At 49.7% G+C, this 18569-nt stretch carries 24 protein-coding genes; 20 read left to right on the plus strand and 4 right to left on the minus strand.

The features are described from left to right. Positions 1–60: 60 nt before the first annotated feature. Complete coding sequence (locus J9260_RS01505; RefSeq protein WP_210219302.1) at positions 61–1260, minus strand: murein hydrolase activator EnvC family protein; 1200 nt, start codon at positions 1258–1260, stop codon at positions 61–63. A gap of 269 nt (positions 1261–1529) precedes the next feature. Here J9260_RS01505 and J9260_RS01510 point away from each other — a divergent pair, with 269 nt between their 5' ends. From J9260_RS01510 to gshB, 6 genes are all read left to right on the plus strand, one after another. After that, on the plus strand, positions 1530–1865 hold the full coding sequence (locus J9260_RS01510; RefSeq protein WP_407058192.1) for an ArsR/SmtB family transcription factor: 336 nt from the start codon (positions 1530–1532) through the stop codon (positions 1863–1865). Positions 1866–1996: 131 nt separating this feature from the next. Continuing rightward, a complete protein-coding gene (locus J9260_RS01515; protein WP_246499574.1) occupies positions 1997–2386 on the plus strand; it encodes a rhodanese-like domain-containing protein in 390 nt (129 codons plus the stop codon). Continuing rightward, on the plus strand, positions 2383–2664 hold the full coding sequence (grxC, locus tag J9260_RS01520) for a glutaredoxin 3 (RefSeq protein ID WP_210219305.1): 282 nt from the start codon (positions 2383–2385) through the stop codon (positions 2662–2664). Before J9260_RS01515 ends, grxC begins: the two co-directional genes overlap by 4 nt. A gap of 2 nt (positions 2665–2666) precedes the next feature. Further along, entirely contained in the window at positions 2667–3125 is a 459-nt protein-coding gene (secB, locus tag J9260_RS01525) for a protein-export chaperone SecB (protein WP_210219306.1), read from the plus strand. Further along, positions 3125–4132: an NAD(P)H-dependent glycerol-3-phosphate dehydrogenase gene (locus tag J9260_RS01530; RefSeq protein ID WP_210219307.1), complete on the plus strand. Its 1008-nt coding sequence runs from the start codon at positions 3125–3127 to the stop codon at positions 4130–4132. The genes secB and J9260_RS01530 overlap by 1 nt, the downstream gene beginning before the upstream one ends. A 42-nt stretch (positions 4133–4174) precedes the next feature. Continuing rightward, positions 4175–5140 (plus strand): glutathione synthase, encoded by a 966-nt coding sequence (gshB, locus tag J9260_RS01535; protein WP_210219308.1) that lies wholly within the window; start codon positions 4175–4177, stop codon positions 5138–5140. A gap of 6 nt (positions 5141–5146) precedes the next feature. On the opposite strand, the gene J9260_RS01540 is transcribed toward gshB, so the two are convergent. Continuing rightward, positions 5147–5389, minus strand: coding sequence for an HP1242/YdcH family protein (locus J9260_RS01540; protein WP_210219309.1), 243 nt, complete (start codon positions 5387–5389; stop codon positions 5147–5149). A 103-nt stretch (positions 5390–5492) separates the two neighbouring features. Here J9260_RS01540 and J9260_RS01545 point away from each other — a divergent pair, with 103 nt between their 5' ends. The 3 genes from J9260_RS01545 (at position 5493) to J9260_RS01555 (ending at position 7721) form a co-directional block, all read left to right on the plus strand. Continuing rightward, on the plus strand, positions 5493–5912 hold the full coding sequence (locus tag J9260_RS01545) for an OsmC family protein (protein ID WP_210219310.1): 420 nt from the start codon (positions 5493–5495) through the stop codon (positions 5910–5912). A 112-nt stretch (positions 5913–6024) separates the two neighbouring features. Continuing rightward, positions 6025–6843: an adenosylmethionine decarboxylase gene (gene speD / locus J9260_RS01550; protein WP_210219311.1), complete on the plus strand. Its 819-nt coding sequence runs from the start codon at positions 6025–6027 to the stop codon at positions 6841–6843. Positions 6844–7130: 287 nt separating this feature from the next. After that, entirely contained in the window at positions 7131–7721 is a 591-nt protein-coding gene (locus tag J9260_RS01555) for a C40 family peptidase (protein ID WP_210219312.1), read from the plus strand. Between the two features lie 50 nt (positions 7722–7771). Here J9260_RS01555 and J9260_RS01560 read toward each other — a convergent pair whose 3' ends face one another. Then, on the minus strand, positions 7772–8737 hold the full coding sequence (locus tag J9260_RS01560; RefSeq protein ID WP_210219313.1) for a DUF3530 family protein: 966 nt from the start codon (positions 8735–8737) through the stop codon (positions 7772–7774). Positions 8738–8878: 141 nt separating this feature from the next. Here J9260_RS01560 and J9260_RS01565 point away from each other — a divergent pair, with 141 nt between their 5' ends. The 3 genes from J9260_RS01565 to J9260_RS01575 all read left to right on the plus strand — a co-directional run bounded on the left by J9260_RS01565 (position 8879) and on the right by J9260_RS01575 (position 11363). Beyond that, positions 8879–9298: a rubrerythrin family protein gene (locus J9260_RS01565; RefSeq protein ID WP_202715455.1), complete on the plus strand. Its 420-nt coding sequence runs from the start codon at positions 8879–8881 to the stop codon at positions 9296–9298. Positions 9299–9429: 131 nt separating this feature from the next. Further along, entirely contained in the window at positions 9430–10770 is a 1341-nt protein-coding gene (locus J9260_RS01570; RefSeq protein ID WP_210219314.1) for a heterodisulfide reductase-related iron-sulfur binding cluster, read from the plus strand. Positions 10771–10781: 11 nt separating this feature from the next. After that, complete coding sequence (locus J9260_RS01575) at positions 10782–11363, plus strand: DUF3501 family protein (protein WP_210219315.1); 582 nt, start codon at positions 10782–10784, stop codon at positions 11361–11363. Here J9260_RS01575 and ispB read toward each other — a convergent pair. Beyond that, entirely contained in the window at positions 11360–12328 is a 969-nt protein-coding gene (ispB, locus tag J9260_RS01580) for an octaprenyl diphosphate synthase (protein WP_210219316.1), read from the minus strand. The genes J9260_RS01575 and ispB overlap by 4 nt on opposite strands. Before the next feature lie 166 nt (positions 12329–12494). Between ispB and rplU the strand changes: the two genes are divergently transcribed. The 8 genes from rplU (at position 12495) to J9260_RS18760 (ending at position 18558) form a co-directional block, all read left to right on the plus strand. Then, complete coding sequence (rplU, locus tag J9260_RS01585) at positions 12495–12809, plus strand: 50S ribosomal protein L21 (RefSeq protein WP_210219317.1); 315 nt, start codon at positions 12495–12497, stop codon at positions 12807–12809. Between the two features lie 12 nt (positions 12810–12821). Beyond that, positions 12822–13094: a 50S ribosomal protein L27 gene (gene rpmA, locus J9260_RS01590; protein ID WP_210219318.1), complete on the plus strand. Its 273-nt coding sequence runs from the start codon at positions 12822–12824 to the stop codon at positions 13092–13094. A 70-nt stretch (positions 13095–13164) separates the two neighbouring features. Beyond that, positions 13165–14094 carry a Dam family site-specific DNA-(adenine-N6)-methyltransferase gene (locus J9260_RS01595; RefSeq protein ID WP_246499576.1) on the plus strand — a complete coding sequence of 310 codons (930 nt, stop codon included), beginning with the start codon at positions 13165–13167 and terminating at the stop codon, positions 14092–14094. After that, positions 14087–14812 (plus strand): HNH endonuclease, encoded by a 726-nt coding sequence (locus tag J9260_RS01600; RefSeq protein ID WP_210219320.1) that lies wholly within the window; start codon positions 14087–14089, stop codon positions 14810–14812. The genes J9260_RS01595 and J9260_RS01600 overlap by 8 nt, the downstream gene beginning before the upstream one ends. A gap of 5 nt (positions 14813–14817) precedes the next feature. Next, positions 14818–15843 carry an Obg family GTPase CgtA gene (cgtA, locus tag J9260_RS01605; RefSeq protein ID WP_210219321.1) on the plus strand — a complete coding sequence of 342 codons (1026 nt, stop codon included), beginning with the start codon at positions 14818–14820 and terminating at the stop codon, positions 15841–15843. A 4-nt stretch (positions 15844–15847) separates the two neighbouring features. Then, on the plus strand, positions 15848–16954 hold the full coding sequence (gene proB, locus J9260_RS01610) for a glutamate 5-kinase (RefSeq protein ID WP_425520098.1): 1107 nt from the start codon (positions 15848–15850) through the stop codon (positions 16952–16954). Positions 16955–17006: 52 nt separating this feature from the next. Further along, complete coding sequence (gene apaG, locus J9260_RS01615; RefSeq protein WP_246499578.1) at positions 17007–17420, plus strand: Co2+/Mg2+ efflux protein ApaG; 414 nt, start codon at positions 17007–17009, stop codon at positions 17418–17420. Positions 17421–17703: 283 nt separating this feature from the next. Then, entirely contained in the window at positions 17704–18558 is an 855-nt protein-coding gene (locus tag J9260_RS18760) for a lytic transglycosylase domain-containing protein (protein ID WP_210219323.1), read from the plus strand. The last annotated feature ends 11 nt before the right edge of the window (positions 18559–18569 follow it).

Below are 18569 nucleotides of genomic sequence, written 5' to 3' on the forward strand. Positions count from 1 at the left end.
CTGTCGTGAAAATGCACTTGCGTTGTTGTAAAAAAGGTTCAGGTGGTCAAGTCTGAGTGTTTAGCGGCACCAGCGTGCGGGGTTTTGCGGTGTTTTGCCTTGACGAATTTCAAAGTAAAGCCCGTCACGGCTTTGTCCGCCGGATGCGCCAACCGCTGCAATGGTTTCATTGGCGTTGACGATAGCACCTTCTTTTTTGTACACCGCGCGGTTATAACCGTACAAACTGATGTAGTTACTGTCATGTTCAATAATGATCATGTGTCCGTAGGTGTTCATCCAGCCTGAAAATAATACCCTGCCACGCGCCACCGCTTTGACCTTCGTACCACCGGGAGCGGCAATGACTACACCGCGCCAGCGTTGTTTTTCGTTTTTGGCGGAATCGTAAGGGTGAATAATTTTACCCGCGATAGGCCAAGACAGCGCACCTTTGAGGCTGGAAAATGCTTTATCAGGAGTGAAGCGGGTTTTAATCGGTGTGGCTGTTGGGCTGGGCTTTTTCTCGTCAGCTTTGGCAGTTTCTTTCTCAGTTTTAGGCGCGGATTCGGCAGGCTTTTTTTCCGCATTGGAAAGACGGTCAATAATTTCAGCGAGGCTGGCATCTTCAGCACGCAATTTTTCAAGGCGTTTTTGTTTGGAGCGTGCGTCACTATTCATTTTTTTCAGGTTATTGGTGCGCTCGGTCAGTGTTTGGGTGAGTTCGGCTTTGTCGCGTTCTTGGGTTTGCTCAAGGTTTTGCAAATACTGACGGTCTTTGTCGATAGCTGTGCGTAGCGTTTGCAGTTCCGCTAAGGCTTTTTGAATAGACTGGATGCGTTTGACCCGGCTTTTATTCATGTACTCAAAGTAACGCATGGTGCGGCTAATGTCGGACGGGTCATCCTGACGTAGCAGCAAGCGTAAGTGCGATTCTTCACCCGCCGAATACAGTGCCTGAAGTTGTTGCGCAAGCCCTGCTCGTTGCGTGTTTAACTCCGTTTCCTGCTTGAGCTTTTTGTCGTTGGTGGCTTGTAGACGTAACTGGGTGTCTTCGATTTTCTTTTCAGTTTGATACAGCCGCTGGGATACCTCGTCTAGCTTTTTTTCGGTGCGCGTGACTTCATCCTGCAATGCATCCGAGGTGTTTTGAGCGGCATTTAGGCTGCTGGCGAGTTGTTGGATTTCCTGCTGTACCTGTTGTTGGCGTTTAGGGTCGGCGGCATTCGCCAGTCCCGCAGCGAGTAACAGTAGCAGTGCTAAAAAAGAATAAAGTTTCATCCGTTAATCGGAATTCCGAGTAGTTATACGTGGTGGAGTCTATCACAAGACAATGATTGTATTGTATTGGTTCAGAAAATGTTGCTTTGGATGACGAGCTTACGCACAGATATAACGAAAGCCGCTCACAATATCCCTGATGGGGGTGACAGTGAGCAAGGCAAAGTATATTATTGTATTTGTTTATACTAATATGCTGGTAATGATCCTGATATATCAAGGATCATCTTTAGGAATATCAAAATTCTGAGTGAGGAAAAATGGGAATTATGGCACTTGGCAGCAACTGCGATTTTACAATTGAGGATATGTTGGTCAAGGAAGAGGATATTGACCGTGCTTCCCGTTCCTTAAAAGCAATTTCGCATCCCTTGCGTTTGAAGATATTGTGCGTGTTGGGTGATAAGGAAGTGAGTGTGCAAGACATTGTGGATAATGTTGGTACATCACAAAGCAATATTTCACAGCATTTGGCAATCTTGCGCGACAAGGGCATTTTGGCTTCACGTAAAGACGCGAATCGCGTGTACTACCGTGTGGGCGATTACCGTACTTTGCGTCTGATCAGCATGATGCAGGAAGTTTTTTGTACTGCACCGCATTGAGCGTGCGGTTTAATGCATAAAAAGGTGGTAGAGGGGTTTACGTCATTCTTCGGTGTGTATATCTTTAGCCACTGTTTTTAGCTAAAGGGCTCAGTGTGGAAGAGTATCTCGTTTTTGCCCGCAGCCATCCCATGCTTATGATGGGTTTGGTTGCTATCGTGGGTCTGATCCTCTGGACAGAGTTCAGTCGCCTTACCCGTAAATACAAGCAAGTAGGAGCTGCACAAGCCGTACAGGTAATGAACCAAGAAGGTTCCTTAGTGCTGGATGTGCGTGAAGACAGTGAAGTGCGCAATGGTAAAATCAAAGGAGCACGTCACATTCCTTTGGCTCAACTAAAAACGCGCCTCGTGGAGCTGGAGTCATTCAAAGCCAAACCTGTTTTAGTCTATTGCCGCAGTGGTAGCCGCTCCGCTCATGCGTGCAGTGTTATCAGCAAAGCCGGATTCCAAGATGTCAGCAATTTAGCCGGTGGCATCGTCGCTTGGGAGTCTGCTAATTTGCCTATCAGCCAACGATGAATCAGGCAGTCATTACCCTATACACCACCCGCTTTTGCCCTTATTGCATGAGGGCGCGGGCGTTGTTGAGCCGCAAAGGTGTGACTTACTCAGAAATTAACGTTGGTCACGATGCTGCTTTGTGGCAGGAAATGGAAACCGTGAGTGGGCGTGACACGGTTCCGCAAATCTTTATCGGTGAGGTGCATGTAGGGGGCTATGACGACATGGCTGCACTCGACCGTGCCGGTAAACTGGATACCTTGCTTTTTAATCAAACACCATCCCAAGGGGAATAAATATGAGCACAGAACAACAAGAACAGCAATTCATCATCCAGCGTATCTACGTCAAGGATGTTTCCTTTGAAGCACCTAATTCTCCGGGGATGTTCACGCAAGAGTGGAATCCTGACACCAATTTAGACCTCAATACCCACGTTAATCCGCTGTCCAGCGATAATTACGAAGTGGAATTGGCGATTACGATCACGGTGAAAAGTTCTGATAAAACCGCGTTTTTGGTGGAAGTGACCCAGGCCGGGGTATTTTTCATCACAGGTTACGCACAAGAGCAAATCAATCATTTATTGGCGGCATATTGCCCGAACATTTTGTTCCCGTATGCACGTGAAGTGATTGCGAGTCTGGTGTCCAAAGGTAGCTTCCCGGAATTGCATTTGTCACCGATTAACTTTGATGCGTTGTACGCGCGTCGCTTGCAGGAAGAGCAGGCTAAAGAACAAGGTGCGGCTGAGTAATGGCAGCACCGATTCAGTCCATTGCGGTTTACGGTGCGGGTTCATGGGGAACTGCGCTGGCATTGCAATTAGCGCGTAATGGGCTGAATGTATTACTGTGGGATTTTAACCCGGCACACGTGGCAACCTTGCAGCGCGAACGCTGTAATGCGCATTATTTGCCCGGTATTGCCTTTCCTGAAAGCTTGCAATGTTCGGCGGATTTGGCGGAGTTAGCGGCATTTGCTGACCACCATTTATTGGTTGTGCCTAGCCACGGTTTTCGTGCGTTGTTGCAACAACTTGCGCCGTTGCTGCAAGCCAAGGACGCGGTGTGTTGGGCAACTAAAGGTCTGGAGTTGAATACCGGTAAGTTGCTGCATGAAGTCTTGCAGGAAACCTTACCGCAATGCGCGATGTATGGTGTGGTTTCCGGGCCGACGTTTGCGGCGGAAGTCGCTAGCGGTTTGCCTACTGCAATGACGGTGGCGGCGAGTACACCCGCGTTGGCACAAGCGATTGCAACGGCGTTTCAGGCCAACAATTACCGGGTTTACTTAAGTAATGACGTAATTGGGGTGGAGCTGGGTGGCGCGGTTAAAAACGTGTTAGCGATTGCAGCGGGTATTTCCGACGGCTTAGGTTTCGGGGCGAATGCGCGAGTGGCGTTAATTACGCGCGGTTTGGCAGAAATGATGCGCTTGGGCAGTAAGTTGGGTGCACAGCCAGAAACTTTGATGGGTTTGGCAGGTATGGGCGATTTGGTGTTGACCTGCACCGATAATCAGTCACGTAATCGTCGCTTAGGTTTGGCTTTAGGGCAGGGTAAAGACCGTGATGCTGCCATTGCTGAGATTGGGCAGGCGGTTGAAGGGGCAAAATCCGCCTTGGCAATTGGTAAACTTGCCGCTTCTGCTGGGGTTGAAATGCCTATTTGTGAACAGGTTTACCGCATTCTTTACGAGCAATTGCCGCCGCGCTTAGCGGTTCAGGAATTGTTAGCACGTGATATTAAAGCAGAGTTTTAAACACCTGCTGTTTTCTCTTTCCCGTTATCAGGGTGTCCCGCTATGACTACAGCACAGGCTTACGCTATCGGTTTTGTCATGGATCCGATCAGCAGCATCAATATTAAAAAAGACAGTACCTTCGCGATGATGCTCGAAGCGCAGCGGCGCGGCTGCCGTTTGTTTCACATCCTGCAAGGCGATTTGTGGGTGGATGATGGTGTGGTTTTCGCACGCATGAATCCTGTGACGGTGACGGACGATCCGGCGAATTGGTTTGCATTTGGTGAAGCGGTGGTGCGACCTTTGCATGAGTTACCCGTGGTATTGATGCGTAAAGATCCGCCCTTTGACATGGAATACATTTACAGCACTTATTTGCTGGAGCTGGCGCAGCAGCGCGGAACCTTGGTGCTCAATAAGCCGGAAAGTATTCGTTCTGCCAATGAAAAATTATTTGCGACTTGGTTTCCGCACTATTGCCCGCCGACGCGCGTTACCCGTGACATGGGTTTGATTCGCGACTTTTTACAAGAACAGCAGCATATTGTGGTAAAGCCGCTGGATGGTATGGGTGGTTCGATGATTTTTCAGGTGCGTCACGATGATCCGAACCGTAATGTGATTTTGGAAACCATTACGGCTCACGGTATACGCACAGTCATGGCGCAACGCTTTTTACCAGAATATAAACAAGGTGATAAGCGCATTTTGTTGATTGATGGCGAACCGTTTCCTCATGCTTTGGCGCGGATTCCGGCAGAAGGTGAGGGCAGGGCGAATTTGGCTGCTGGTGGTACGGGTGTGGGTGTGGATTTAACGGCACGTGAGTTTGAAATTTGCGCGGCAATTGCCCCGACGTTGCGGGCGATGGGGTTAACTTTTGTGGGGTTGGATGTGATTGGTGATTATGTCACCGAAATAAATGTGACTAGCCCGACGTGCATCCGTGAATTGGATAAGATTTATTCTGCCAACATTGCCAGCCTGCTGTTTGATGCGATTGAGCGCAGGCTGGCGGCAGGTTGACGCTGACTACGCGGCTTGCTGGAGTATTCCGTAAAGCTCATCCTTAAGGTGCAGGCGTTGCAATTTAAGGGTTTCGACAAAATCGTCGGCATGTACTTCAATCGACTGTTCGATGCGGTGTAATTGTGCATCTACTTCGTGGTATTCATCAAACAGACGAGCGAAGTGCCGATCTTCCATTTTTAAATGATGAATCTGGTCTTTGTATTCTGGGAACTCGACGGCAAGGCTGTGTGATTCTCCAAACATGATATTCTCCTGTATTAATTTGTGGGCAAGTTTAACATGCTTGTTCTGTGCGTATCGAGAGTAAAATCAAGCATTGACTAACTGATCAAATGAGGAATCGCTGGTGAAAGCAAGAGTGAAATGGTTGGACAATATGAGTTTTGTCGGCGAATCCGGCAGCGGTCATTCGATTGTGATGGATGGCCCGCCAGAGTCGGGTGGACGCAACCTTGGGGTGCGCCCGATGGAAATGTTGCTGCTGGGGTTGGGCGGGTGTGCTTCGTTTGACGTGGTATTAATTTTGCAAAAATCCAAGCAACAGATTATTGATTGCGAAGTGCAAATTGAAGCCGCGCGTGCTGACAAAGAACCCAAGGTGTTTACCCGCATTCACCTGCACTTCGTGGTTACAGGGCGTAGTGTGTCGGCGGAAAAAGTGGAACGTGCGATTAAGCTTTCTGCTGAGAAATACTGCTCTGCATCCATTATGTTGGCGCAAATGGCGGAAGTGACTCACGACTTTGAACTCATCGAAGCACCGTGACATACGAATTTCACTTGCACCGGGGGGCATAGTTTTGCATAGTTCACACCCAAGCTGGTTGGTGGTCAACTGGCTGTTTTTTTATGTCACGCCTGAAAGAGGATGAGCAGAATTGGTTGAGCGTCATCAAAAGCAGATTCGCCTGCACGGGTTTAATAACCTGACTAAAACCCTAAGCTTTAATATTTACGACATCTGCTACGCAAGGAGTCCGGCTCACCGTGAAGAATACCTCGCGTACATTGACGAAGAATACAATGCTGACCGTTTAACGAACATCCTCACCAACGTGGCGGACATTATCGGTGCGAACATTTTGAATGTGGCACGTCAGGATTATGACCCCCAAGGCGCGAGCGTGACGATTTTGGTATCTGAAGAGCCAGTGCTTTCAGAAGAAAAAATCTCCACATCCACGTCCGCACGTCCGGGGCCTTACCCCGAAGATGTGGTGGCACATCTGGATAAAAGCCACTTAACGGTGCATACCTACCCGGAAAGTCATCCCGACAATGGCATCAGTACCTTCCGTGCAGATATTGATGTTTCGACGTGTGGGCGCATCTCACCGCTGAAAGCATTGAATTATTTAATACATAGTTTGGAGTCCGATATTGTCATTATGGACTACCGGGTGCGTGGCTTTACCCGTGATGTGAAGGGTAAGAAGCACTTCATTGACCATAAAATCAACTCTATCCAAAACTTCCTGTCACCGGAAACCAAGCGTAATTACTCCATGATGGACGTTAACGTTTATCAGGAAAACATCTTCCACACTAAGATGATGTTGAAGGACTTTGACCTTGATAACTATTTGTTTGGTCTGGGTAAAAATGATTATTTTGAAAAAGACCTAAAACAAATCGAAGCCCAGTTACGCAAGGAAATGAAAGAAATTTATTACGGGCGTAACACCGGTAGTTTGTAACTTTCTACCCAGCACCTAAGCAGCATATTAGATTATTAGAATATGCTGCTTTTATAATAAGATTGTTGCTATTTCACAACACTTTTTAATTAAAGTGGCTTTTTAGATACGCCGTTGCTCATTTAAAACAATTGAAAGATTTAATATAAACAGATAATGAAATATGTCCAAATAGATTGTATTCGTTTCTAATTGTTTGCTATGGTTAACCCTACGTCGGGAAGACGTAATCGTTCCTGAAATGGACTTCGCTAAGGTTTGTACCCTAGAAAGGTCGGATATATATAATGAGTAGTGTTAGTGTGAAGCCATTAGTTTGGTTTGCTTGCGGTTTGGCTGTTGTCACTTTGGCGGGTTGTTCTTCCGAGAACACCAAGACGGCTCAGGCGCAAAATAGTGGAAAGTATGTTGTCCAATTGGCACATGCTAGAAATGCGAAGGCAAGTTTTTCCAAAGCTCCCGTACTAGAGAGTAACAATGTTACTTTGGTAGATCGAGTGGTTTGGAATGCGCAAAAGCAGCAAGGCAAGATGTACCGTTTCGGTGGTGAATCACCACAAACAGGTTTCGATTGCAGTGGCTTAACGCAGTTTGCTTTTGGTCAAGGTGCTGGCGTTTCTTTGCCACGCACAGCAGCCGCTCAGTACGATGCCGCAGTTAAGGTTCCGCGTGCAAGTGCTACCAAAGGCGATTTAGTATTTTTCAATACCCGTGGTCGCAAAGTAGGTCATGTGGGTATCTATCTGGGTGACAATAAGTTTGTACATGCCCCACGTACCGGTAAGGCAATTACTACCGAGAAGTTGGAAGGCTATTGGGGTCAACGTATCGTTGGTTTCGGTCGCATTCCGGGTGCTTGCAGACCTGCAATGTCCTGATGAAAAAAGGCCGTTAATTGCGGCCTTTTTTGTGTGTGCAGAATAGAGTGTTACAGCGGTAAGCTGTTCAGCCAGTTGGCGACGACAGCGTTTAGCTCTTCGCCTTTGTCTTTGAAGTAGTGATCAGCTTCTGGTAGTACCATTTGTTTGGAATTGCTGTTGCCTGCTTTCTGCATGAGTGTTTGACGTTCTGCTGCAAGGCTGATGACTTGCGGGTACTCTTTTTCGCCGTATACGTCCAGTACCGGCACTTTCATTTTGTCGAGTGGAAAGGCTTGCACCATGTCTTGCTCGAAGTCCGTTGCTCCCATGCCTAACCCCACATAAGCCGCGATGTCACCATCGCCTCTGGTGTTAATCCAGTTCATTGCCATGTGCGCACCACAACTGTGGGCGACGAGTACCACGGGTGCAATTCCCTTTTGCTTGAGGAAGGCGATACCTGCATCAATCCGCTTATCGGCGTTGGCAAACAAGGGCACGTAATCGTAGTACTTGGCTTCTTTTTCCAAAACGGGCATTTGCAACGATAGTGTTGTCCAGCCTTTGGCGGCTAAACCGGTGCGCAATGGGTGTGCAACATCTTCCCAGTCCGGGTGATAGCCGCGCCCGTGCAAGATAATGACCGCGCCGCGCGGTTGTTCAGCCGCAGTGAGAATTCCCATGAAATTTTGTGTGCCATCGTTCAGGCTAACCACTTCACCATCCATAATCGCGTCACTGATTTCGCTGGCAAGGCGTTGTTCACGCGCATAGTCGGGCACGGCTTTAGCATCAGGTGCGGGTTTATTGGATGTTGCAGGCGGTGTTGCCGGTACTGCGCTATCGGTTGCCGGAGTTGCCACGGGTGTCGCGGGTACTGCGGGTGCACTAACCGTTTGATTAGTGACGGTTGCAGGGGCGGTTGCCGCTGTGGTGGTGGTCGCTGTATTGCTGATTTGAACAGGGGGGCGCATGACCATTAAGGTTAATACTGCGACAGAAGCCAGTGTGTAAACGGCTGCGACAAGTTTCATAAAGCTTCCTCATTAGCGATTTTGCTGTTTGTTAAAATCGAACGAAATATTCAAAATATACGATTGGACGTTGCTATTGGTTTCGCTTAGAGTACAACGCTCCAAAGAGTTTAATCAACCATACAACCGAGGAGTCCACACATGGAACTGAAGGGAAGTAAGACAGAACAGCATCTGAAAGATGCCTTTGCTGGTGAATCACAAGCCAACCGCCGTTATTTGTACTTCGCAGCCAAAGCTGACGTAGAAGGCTACAACGACGTTGCGACTGTATTCCGCTCCACTGCGGAAGGTGAAACTGGTCATGCGCACGGTCACTTGGAATACTTGGAAGCTTCTGGCGACCCAGCAACTGGTCTGCCAATCGGCCCGACGGCTGCTAACCTGAAAGCCTCTATCGCGGGCGAAACCCACGAGTACACTGACATGTACCCTGGTATGGCGAAAGACGCGCGTGAAGAAGGTTTCGACGAAATCGCTGACTGGTTCGAGACACTGGCAAAAGCGGAGCGTTCACACGCTAACCGTTTCCAGAAAGCACTGGATAATCTGGACGCTTAATTAAGATTACCCCTCACCCCAACCCCTCTCCCTCAGGGGGAGAGGGGCTAAGAGGCTATCCTTCTTGCTCCCCTCGCCCCTTGAGGGAGAGGGGCTGGGGGTGAGGGGTTCTTTACCGGAGAACAACAATCATGGCAACCCCGACTCGCGAAGGCAGCCTACAAGCCCCTACCCGTCACGCGCTGGACTGGAAAAACCCCGAATTTTACAACGAAGATGCCGTCTTGCATGAAATGGAGCGCGTTTTCGATCTGTGTCACGGTTGCCGCCGTTGCGTCAGTCTGTGCAATTCCTTCCCCACCTTATTCGATTTGGTGGATGAGTCCTCCACGATGGAAGTGGATGGCGTTGATAAAAAAGATTATTGGAAGGTCGTTGATCATTGCTATCTGTGCGACCTGTGTTACATGACCAAATGCCCCTATATTCCGCCGCACGAGTGGAATATCGACTTCCCGCACCTGATGCTGCGTGCCAAGGCGGTGAAGTTCAAGCAGGGTGAAACGAAGTTGCGCGATAAAATCCTCAGCTCCACTGATTTGGTGGGGTCATTGGCGGGGATTCCGGTGGTGTCTGGTGTGGTGAATGCCATGAATCAGAATGCCACTTTCCGTAAAGGTTTGGAAAAAGTGTTGGGTGTTCACCCGGATGCGAAAATCCCTAGTTATCACAGTGATACGGGGCGTAAGCGCGTCAGTCGTTTGCATGTCGCCGAAGGGCAAGCAGTTCCCGCTGGGCGCACCACTGGCAAGGTGGCTATTTTTGCAACCTGTTATGGCAATCGCAACGAGCCACATATTGTCGAAGACTTGGCTAAGGTATTTGCGCATAACGCTATGCCGGTGACGTTGCTGGACAAGGAGCAATGCTGTGGAATGCCCAAGTTAGAGTTGGGTGATTTGGAATCTGTGGCAGCGGCGAAAGATGTGAATATTCCGGCAATGATGAAACTCATCAACGAGGGTTGGGATATTGTCGGCCCCGTGCCGTCGTGTGTGCTGATGTTCAAGCAGGAATTGCCGCTGATGTTCCCTGATGATGCCGATGTGCAAACGGTGAAAGGGCGTATTTTCGACCCGTTCGAGTATCTGATGTTGCGCCACAAGGAAGGCAAGTTGAACACCAACTTCAAAAAGTCCTTGGGCAAAGTCAGCTACCACACGTCTTGCCATTTGCGGGTGCAGAACATCGGCTACAAAACCCGCGAACTGCTGGAATTAGTGCCGGATACCAAGTTGGAATTGCTGGAACGCTGTTCCGGGCATGACGGTACGTATGCTGTGAAGAGCGAATTCCACGATATTTCGATAAAAATTTGCCGTCCGCTGTTCGGTAAGGTCAATCAGGCTAAGCCGGATTATTACGGCAGCGATTGCCCGATGGCGGGACATCAAATCGAGAGTGGGTTGGATGAGGGTATGCCTCTGCCAACGCATCCGCTGACCATGTTACGCATTGCTTACGGTTTGTAAGGAGAGTGATGATGGAAAAGTTGACCCGTGCAGATTTGCTGAGTCTGGAACAGTATTCAATCGAGCGCAAAGCCTTCCGCGAGAAGGTGATGGCGCACAAAGCTGATCGCAAAATACACATCGGCCCGAATGCGACGCTGTATTTTGAAGATCGCTTAACCATGCAATACCAGATTCAGGAAATGCTGCGGATTGAGAAGATTTTCGAGTCCGCTGGTATTAATGAGGAACTGGAATCGTATAACCCGTTAATTCCCGATGGCTCGAACTGGAAAGCGACCTTCATGGTCGAGTTTTCCGATGTGGAAGAGCGCAAGGTGCAACTGGGGCGGCTGATCGGGATTGAGCGGCATACGTGGGTGCAGGTGGCGGGTTTCGACAAGGTTTACGCGATTGCCAATGAAGATTTGGAGCGCGAAACCGAGGAGAAAACCTCGGCAGTGCATTTTACGCGCTTTGAGTTGACCCCGATTATGGTGGCTTCCGCGAAGGAGGGTGCGGTGATTCAGATGGGGATTGAGCATCCGAATTATGCGCATACCGTGACGTTGAGCGAAGCTTCGCGAGCTTCACTCTCCGCTGATTTGGGTTAATGACTACGATTAATCGCAAACCACGCCAGTGATTCCAACGCCTGTCGATAGTCGCTATCCGGCAGGCATTGCAAGCTGGCAATCGCACTTTCCGTTTCACCCTTGGCACGTTCCAACGTGTAATCAATCGCCTTGGTGTCGGTAATCGCCTGCATAATGGCATCAATTTGATCCAACCCGCCCTGTTCAATAGCACTGCGGAGGATGGTAGCCGTCGCCGCATCGCTGCGCTGTATCGCAATAATCAGCGGCAACGTGGGCTTACCTTCGGCTAAATCATCACCGACGTTTTTACCCATTTCCTCAGCATCAGCGGTGTAATCCAACACGTCATCGACCAACTGGAATGCAGTGCCTAAGTGCATCCCATATTTTGCCATCGCCTGCTCGTGTTCCGCACTCAATCCAGTCAGCACTGCTCCCAACTGACACGCCGCTTCAAACAATTTCGCGGTTTTGGAATGAATCACGTCCATGTAACGTTCTTCGGACGTGTCAGGATCGTGGCAGTTGAGCAATTGCAGTACTTCGCCTTCCGCAATCACATTGGTGGTGGTGGATAAAATTTCCATCACCCGCATACTGCCTACGTCCACCATCATTTCAAACGAGCGCGAATACAGGAAATCGCCCACCAGCACGGCGGCTTGATTGCCCCATACGTTGTTGGCAGTTTCCTTGCCACGGCGCATATCGGACTCGTCCACTACGTCGTCATGTAGCAGGGTGGCGGTGTGGATGAATTCCACAATCGCAGCAACATCAACGTGTCTGTCGCCCTGATAGCCGCAGGCACGTGCCACCAGCAGCGCGAGTAACGGGCGCAGGCGTTTACCCCCGCTGCCAATAATATAATGGCTGAGTTGGTTGATAAGCACGACATCGGAATGCAGACGACGCTGGATTAAAGCATTGACTGCCTGCATGTCAGCATCGGCAAGTTGGCGAATTGTATTGAAATCCATGATTATGCAGGCTGCGGTAAAGCCCCGAATGCTAGGAATACCCCCCCGCTATGTCAAGCGATACGCGCAACTCCTTGAATATTTTATTTCGCGTTTGACCTAAGGGGGCTTAAGCGGTACAATCCTGCGGCTCTTTAACAGGACATTTTTTGGAGAATCGACAATCATGTATGCGGTCATCGTAACGGGCGGTAAACAGTACCGCGTCGCTCAAGGCGACAGCATCTTCGTTGAAAAACTGGATGTAGAAGAAGGCGCAAACATTGATTTCGATAATGTCCTGATGGTCGGGGAAGGTGAATCCGTGCAAATCGGCGCACCTTACGTTGCAGGCGCGAAAGTGACTGCTAACGTTGTGGCCCAGACTCGCGGCGTGAAAGTGCGGATCATGAAATTCCGCCGCCGTAAGCACCATCAGAAATGTACTGGTCACCGCCAGTACCTGACACAAATCGAAATCACTGGCATTTCAGCAGCGTAAGGGGAGACAGCAATGGCACACAAAAAGGCAGGCGGTAGTACCCGCAACGGTCGCGATTCAGAATCGAAACGACTCGGCGTAAAACGCTTTGGTGGTCAATTCGTTCTGGCTGGTAACATTCTGGTTCGCCAGCGTGGCACGCGCTTCCATGCCGGTGAGAATGTAGGTATTGGTAAAGACCATACCTTGTTCGCCAAGGCATCCGGCGTAGTGGTTTTCAAGCAAAAAGGCGCGGAAAACCGCAAGTTTGTAAGCATTCAGCCTGTTGAAGGTTGTTCCGCTTAAGACTTCCGTCTTCGGACGATTTGCGAAAAGCCCCGCGTGTCGGGGCTTTTCGCGTGTTATGATCATGATCATGAAAAATATCCCGCACCCCATTCAATATCAAGGCAGTAAGCGCAATTTAGCAGCCGCGATTCTTGGCTATTTCCCCAAGGATGTGGATCGCTTAATTGAGCCATTTGCGGGTTCAGCTGCGATCAGTATTGCGGCGGCGGCGCGTCAATTGGCAACATGTTACGTGATTAATGATGTCAATAAACCGTTGGTGGAGTTGCTGCGTTTGATGGTAGAGCAACCTACAGAAACGGCTGATTATTACGAACAGATTTGGAATGGGCAGCTCACGGAGGATAGTCCGAGCCATTATTATCAAATGCGGGATGCTTTTAATCGTAGCCAAGACCCTCGTCTTTTTCTGTATTTGTTAGCGCGGTGCGTCAAAGGTGCGGTACGTTACAATGCTGATGGAATGTTCAATCAAAGCCCCGATAAGCGTCGTAAAGGAACGCGTCCTGCGACCATGCGTAGCAATGTTGTAGGTGTATCGGCGTTGTTGCAAGGCAAAAGTGCCTTTTCAGCACTGGATTACCGTGATGTACTGCAAACTGCGACGATTGATGATTTGGTGTATATGGATCCGCCTTATCAGGGTGTTTGCGGTGAACACGACTCGCGTTACTTATCCGGTATTGATCACCATGAATTTGTATTGGCACTGGAAAGCTTGAATGAACGGGATATCGCTTATGTCGTCAGTTATGATGGGCGTAGGGGGGATAAGGCATTTGGCGAATTGCTGCCTAATTATCTGGAGTTGTCCCGTATTGAATTGTTAGCCGGGCGTTCTAGCCAATCTACCTTGTTGGGACGCGCTGAGATGACATATGAATCGCTGTATTTATCACCTGCTTTAGTGCAGAAGCGGGTATTGCCTGCTTCACGTGGTCATGCTTTTCCCATGCATCCACACTATGTGCCTGAGGTTAATGCGCACTATGTTTGAAGTGTCAGCTGAATTATTGGGGTTGTGCCGCGCGGTAACAGCCAAACGTCCTAAAACGGTGATTGATCATATTTTGGCGCATGGTTTTATCACGACCGAAGCATTGAAAGATGTTTACGGCTACAACCATCCACCCCGTGCCGTGCGGGATGTGCGTGAAAATGGTATTCCACTGGAAACGTTTCGGGTAACAGGTTCGGACGGGCGTAAGATTGCGGCTTACCGCTTCGGTGAATTGAGCGGATTAACGGTCAGAAAATTATCAGGACGCACGGGTCTATCCAAACGCCTCAAAGAGGCCCTGGTTGCCAAGTATGGTTGTCAGTGTTTCATTTATTTGGAAGTGATGGATGAGCGTGAGTTGCAAATCGACCATCGTGTTCCCTATGAAGTGGATGGCGACGGCGATGGAGAGTTAAATCCTGACGATTTTATGCTGCTGTCTGCCTCCGCGAATCGAGCAAAATCATGGTTCTGTGAACATTGTGATAATTGGAATGGCAGTAAAGATAAGCAGGTTTGTCTGACTTGTTACTGGGCTTTCCCAGAAAATTATACCCATGTGGCAACGCGCCATAGTCGTCGTATTGACCTTGTTTGGCAAGGGGATGAAGTGGCTGTTTATGAGAGGCTGAAAGCCGCCGCTTTTGAACTTGGTAAAGAAGTCCCTGAGTTTGTTAAGGAAGTTCTTGAGCGTGAAGCCAAGTTACTGGGATAGGATTTATGCAGTTTGTTGATGAAGTAGTAATCCGCGTGAAAGCGGGTGATGGTGGCAATGGTTGCGTGAGCTTCCGCCGCGAAAAGTACATTGAATTCGGTGGCCCCAACGGTGGCGATGGTGGCGATGGTGGCGACGTGTATCTGGTCGCCGAACGTAACTTAAATACACTGATTGATTTCCGTCAGCAGCGTTATTACGAAGCGCAGCGTGGCGAAAACGGCGCGGGCAACAATATGACAGGCAAACGCGGTGATGATCAGGAAATTCGCGTTCCAGTCGGTACTGTGGCTTACGACGAAGAAACCGGCGAGATAATCGGCGATTTAGTCGAGCCAGAACAGCGGTTGCTGGTAGCCAAAGGTGGCTGGCATGGCCTGGGTAACTTGCGGTACAAAAGCTCGGTCAATCGTGCGCCGCGTCAGTCCAAGCCGGGTACGCCGGGTGAATTGCGTGTATTGCGCATGGAGCTGAAATTGCTGGCGGATGTGGGCTTGCTGGGCTTGCCGAATGCAGGCAAATCGACGTTGATCAGTGCGGTGTCATCAGCACGTCCGAAAGTCGCGGATTACCCCTTTACTACCTTGTATCCCAATCTGGGCGTAATCCGTGTGGGTGTGACGCAAAGTTTCGTGATGGCGGATATTCCCGGTTTGATCGAAGGTGCAGCGGAAGGCGCAGGTCTGGGAATTCAGTTTTTACGGCATTTATCACGTACCAGTTTATTGCTGCATGTGGTTGATGTTGCGCCACTGGCAGAGGAAAATGAGCCAGTGCGTGCGGTAAAAACCATCGAAGCAGAGCTGGAAAAATACAGCGATGAATTGGCGAATTATCCGCGTTGGTTGGTGTTAAATAAAATTGACGTGTTGCCACCGGAAGAGCGTGAACCGCGCTGTCAGCAGGTGATCGACGGGCTGGGTTGGGAAGGGCGGGTGTTCCGCATTTCTGCCGCGACAGGTGAAGGCACGCAAGACCTGTGTTTCCAAATCATGCAATATCTGGACGAACATGCAGAACAGCAGAACTGAATTCATGCCAAAAACCCAGCGTTGGGTGGTAAAGATTGGCAGTGCGTTGTTGACTCGTGACGGCGAAGGGCTGGATCGCGAAGCCTTGGCAGATTGGGCGGGGCAAATGGCTCGCTTGCTGCAATCAGGTGTGGAAATCGTGTTGGTGTCATCGGGCGCGGTTGCCGAGGGCATGAGCCGTATGGGCTGGAAAACTAAGCCGAAAGCGTTGTTTGAAAAACAGGCTGCGGCGGCTATCGGGCAGATGAGCCTGATTCATGCGTATGAAGTGGTGTTTCAGCAGCACGGCTTTCACGCGGCACAAGTGCTGTTGACTCATGATGATTTGGCGAGTCGCCGCCGCTACTTGAATGCGCGTAGCACCTTGACGACCTTGATTGATTTGAAAGTGATTCCGGTGATCAATGAAAATGACACGGTGGCTTTCGAGGAAATCCGTCTAGGCGACAATGACACGCTGGGTGCGATGGTGGCAAATTTGGTGGAAGCCGATGTGTTGGTGATTTTAACCGACCAGTCCGGTTTGTATGACAAAGACCCACGTAAGTGTGCTGATGCGCAATTAATCACTGAAGGTCGTGCTAATAATCCCGATTATGTGGAATTCGCGGGCGGGGCAGGAACCTTAATTGGCAGCGGCGGAATGCGTACCAAAGTATTGGCAGCGCAACGCGCCTCGCGTTCCGGTTGTGCGACAGTGATTGCTTCCGGGCGTGAACCGCAGGTGCTGGAGCGGTTACGCACGGGTGAGTTGTTGGGCACGTTGTTATTGCCGGATGCTGCACCGATTGCGGCGCGTAAACAATGGATTGCAGGGCAATTAGCAGCAAAGGGTTCGTTGTGGTTAGATGAGGGCGCGACACAGGCTATTTTAAACACGGGCAAGAGTTTGTTGCCGGTTGGGGTAGTGCGTGTGGAAGGTGTGTTTGAGCGCGGCGAAGTCGTGAGCTGTTTAGCGGCGGATGGGCGGTTAATTGCCAAGGGTCTGGTGAATTATTCCAGCGAAGAAGCGGATCGGATTAAGCGTTACCCCAGTAAATCCATTGAACAAGTGCTGGGTTATGTGGATGCCCCTGAGTTGATTCACCGCGATAATTTAGTGCTGTTGTAGGCGAAAACGTGCTTTAGTCGGATTTTATTGTGGTTTGCGCTGGGGCTGCTGTATGTTTGCCCCATGTATGAAAGAGGGTGTCGGTATGGATAGCGAACGCTATAACATTGAGGTTTCCGTAGAAAGCCAATACATCGAAAAGGAATCTGATCCTGAGCAGAGTCGCTATGTATTTGCGTATACCGTAACCATTGTGAACCAAGGTTCGGTTTCAGCACGATTGTTGACGCGCCATTGGATTATTTCAGATGCTGATGGTAATACCCAAGAAGTGCGCGGTGATGGTGTTATCGGTGAGCAGCCGTATTTACAAGCCGGTGAAGGTTTCCGTTACACCAGTGGTACGATTTTGGATACGCCCTTGGGTGTTATGCGCGGTACTTACCAAATGTTAGCGGATGATGGGCAGCGTTTTGATGCGACTATTCCGCCTTTTCGTTTAGCAAATCCGCGCTTATTGCACTGATTCCGGCAAGTGGTTCGTGCACGGTGTGCACGAACCGGGTTGCGGTATCACAATCCTTATGAATCCCCGCGAAACAGGGGTGTTGTCAGTGACATCCTCCGTTGAGTGTAGAATAAAAACCAAAGAAAGCAATTTTGCCCGTTTGTCTGAGATGTTGGACAGTTCTTCTGGGGCGGCCTATATTGCTGTTATCTAAATGATTGTTGGGTGTCAGCCAAAAAATTTTATGTTTATCGGTGCATCTAATGCTGATTAGTCAATAATAAAACAATAAGTGGTAGCCATGAGTCATCCCGAAAAGTCCAACAGCATGAAGCATTTGTTAGCGTTGCCGTTTCTTTGCGGTGCGGCGTTGCATTGCACTACCGCCGAAGCGGCAATTTACACCTATGTTGATAAAGAAGGCACGCGCTGGTTAACCAATACGCCTAAAAAAGGCAAGCAATACAAGCTGGTTGCTAAATACGGTGCGCCACAGAAACCACGTCCTCCCGTACAGTCCGCCCCGATGCCTGTCGCAGCCCGCAGTTACGCGCCCGGTAATGTGCCGGTAGCCGCGACGATTCCGCGTCACCATTGTGGCGGGCAAAGTGCCGCACAGTTAGAGCGTAAATTTACTCCGCATATGGGTTCGGTACAGATGTTTGCCCGTCAATACGGGGTCGATGAAAAACTGGTTCGTGCGGTGATGAAGCAAGAATCCTGCTTTAATGCCAGTGCGCGTTCCAGCGCGGGCGCGATGGGCTTGATGCAGCTTATGCCGGGAACGGCGGACCAATTGGGTGTCGCTAATGCGTGGGATCCGCACCAAAATATTCAGGGTGGGGTGAAATACCTCGCACAAATGTTGCGCGAATTTAACGGCGATAAGCAATTGGCATTGGCAGCTTACAATGCAGGCCCCGGTGCAGTGCGCAAATACAATGGTGTTCCGCCTTACCGCGAAACCCGTAATTATGTCGCAAAAATCATGGCGGAATACAATCACACGCAGGGTGCACCTCAGCAAGTGGCAACCGTTGCAACGGGTTATCAGCGCAGTGCGCGAGTAGCGTCTGGGGCAGGTCGTGGCTACGGTTGGGCACGACCGTCGCAGGAATTCAGCGTATTTCGTGGTTTAGATCCGAGTAAGGGCTGATCTTCGTGTTT

This window comes from Thiothrix unzii, from assembly GCF_017901175.1.
Lineage (GTDB): Bacteria > Pseudomonadota > Gammaproteobacteria > Thiotrichales > Thiotrichaceae > Thiothrix > Thiothrix unzii.

Bases quoted from the DNA above. Each gene is read 5' to 3' on its own strand.
- J9260_RS01505 (WP_210219302.1), bottom strand. From the start codon at position 1,260: ATGAAACTTTATTCTTTTTTAGCACTGCTACTGTTACTCGCTGCGGGA.
- J9260_RS01510 (WP_407058192.1), top strand. From the start codon at position 1,530: ATGGCACTTGGCAGCAACTGCGATTTTACAATTGAGGATATGTTGGTC.
- J9260_RS01515 (WP_246499574.1), top strand. From the start codon at position 1,997: ATGCTTATGATGGGTTTGGTTGCTATCGTGGGTCTGATCCTCTGGACA.
- grxC (WP_210219305.1), top strand. From the start codon at position 2,383: ATGAATCAGGCAGTCATTACCCTATACACCACCCGCTTTTGCCCTTAT.
- secB (WP_210219306.1), top strand. From the start codon at position 2,667: ATGAGCACAGAACAACAAGAACAGCAATTCATCATCCAGCGTATCTAC.
- J9260_RS01530 (WP_210219307.1), top strand. From the start codon at position 3,125: ATGGCAGCACCGATTCAGTCCATTGCGGTTTACGGTGCGGGTTCATGG.
- gshB (WP_210219308.1), top strand. From the start codon at position 4,175: ATGACTACAGCACAGGCTTACGCTATCGGTTTTGTCATGGATCCGATC.
- J9260_RS01540 (WP_210219309.1), bottom strand. From the start codon at position 5,389: ATGTTTGGAGAATCACACAGCCTTGCCGTCGAGTTCCCAGAATACAAA.
- J9260_RS01555 (WP_210219312.1), top strand. From the start codon at position 7,131: ATGAGTAGTGTTAGTGTGAAGCCATTAGTTTGGTTTGCTTGCGGTTTG.
- J9260_RS01560 (WP_210219313.1), bottom strand. From the start codon at position 8,737: ATGAAACTTGTCGCAGCCGTTTACACACTGGCTTCTGTCGCAGTATTA.
- J9260_RS01565 (WP_202715455.1), top strand. From the start codon at position 8,879: ATGGAACTGAAGGGAAGTAAGACAGAACAGCATCTGAAAGATGCCTTT.
- J9260_RS01570 (WP_210219314.1), top strand. From the start codon at position 9,430: ATGGCAACCCCGACTCGCGAAGGCAGCCTACAAGCCCCTACCCGTCAC.
- J9260_RS01575 (WP_210219315.1), top strand. From the start codon at position 10,782: ATGGAAAAGTTGACCCGTGCAGATTTGCTGAGTCTGGAACAGTATTCA.
- ispB (WP_210219316.1), bottom strand. From the start codon at position 12,328: ATGGATTTCAATACAATTCGCCAACTTGCCGATGCTGACATGCAGGCA.
- rplU (WP_210219317.1), top strand. From the start codon at position 12,495: ATGTATGCGGTCATCGTAACGGGCGGTAAACAGTACCGCGTCGCTCAA.
- rpmA (WP_210219318.1), top strand. From the start codon at position 12,822: ATGGCACACAAAAAGGCAGGCGGTAGTACCCGCAACGGTCGCGATTCA.
- J9260_RS01595 (WP_246499576.1), top strand. From the start codon at position 13,165: ATGAAAAATATCCCGCACCCCATTCAATATCAAGGCAGTAAGCGCAAT.
- J9260_RS01600 (WP_210219320.1), top strand. From the start codon at position 14,087: ATGTTTGAAGTGTCAGCTGAATTATTGGGGTTGTGCCGCGCGGTAACA.
- cgtA (WP_210219321.1), top strand. From the start codon at position 14,818: ATGCAGTTTGTTGATGAAGTAGTAATCCGCGTGAAAGCGGGTGATGGT.
- proB (WP_425520098.1), top strand. From the start codon at position 15,848: ATGCCAAAAACCCAGCGTTGGGTGGTAAAGATTGGCAGTGCGTTGTTG.
- apaG (WP_246499578.1), top strand. From the start codon at position 17,007: ATGTTTGCCCCATGTATGAAAGAGGGTGTCGGTATGGATAGCGAACGC.
- J9260_RS18760 (WP_210219323.1), top strand. From the start codon at position 17,704: ATGAGTCATCCCGAAAAGTCCAACAGCATGAAGCATTTGTTAGCGTTG.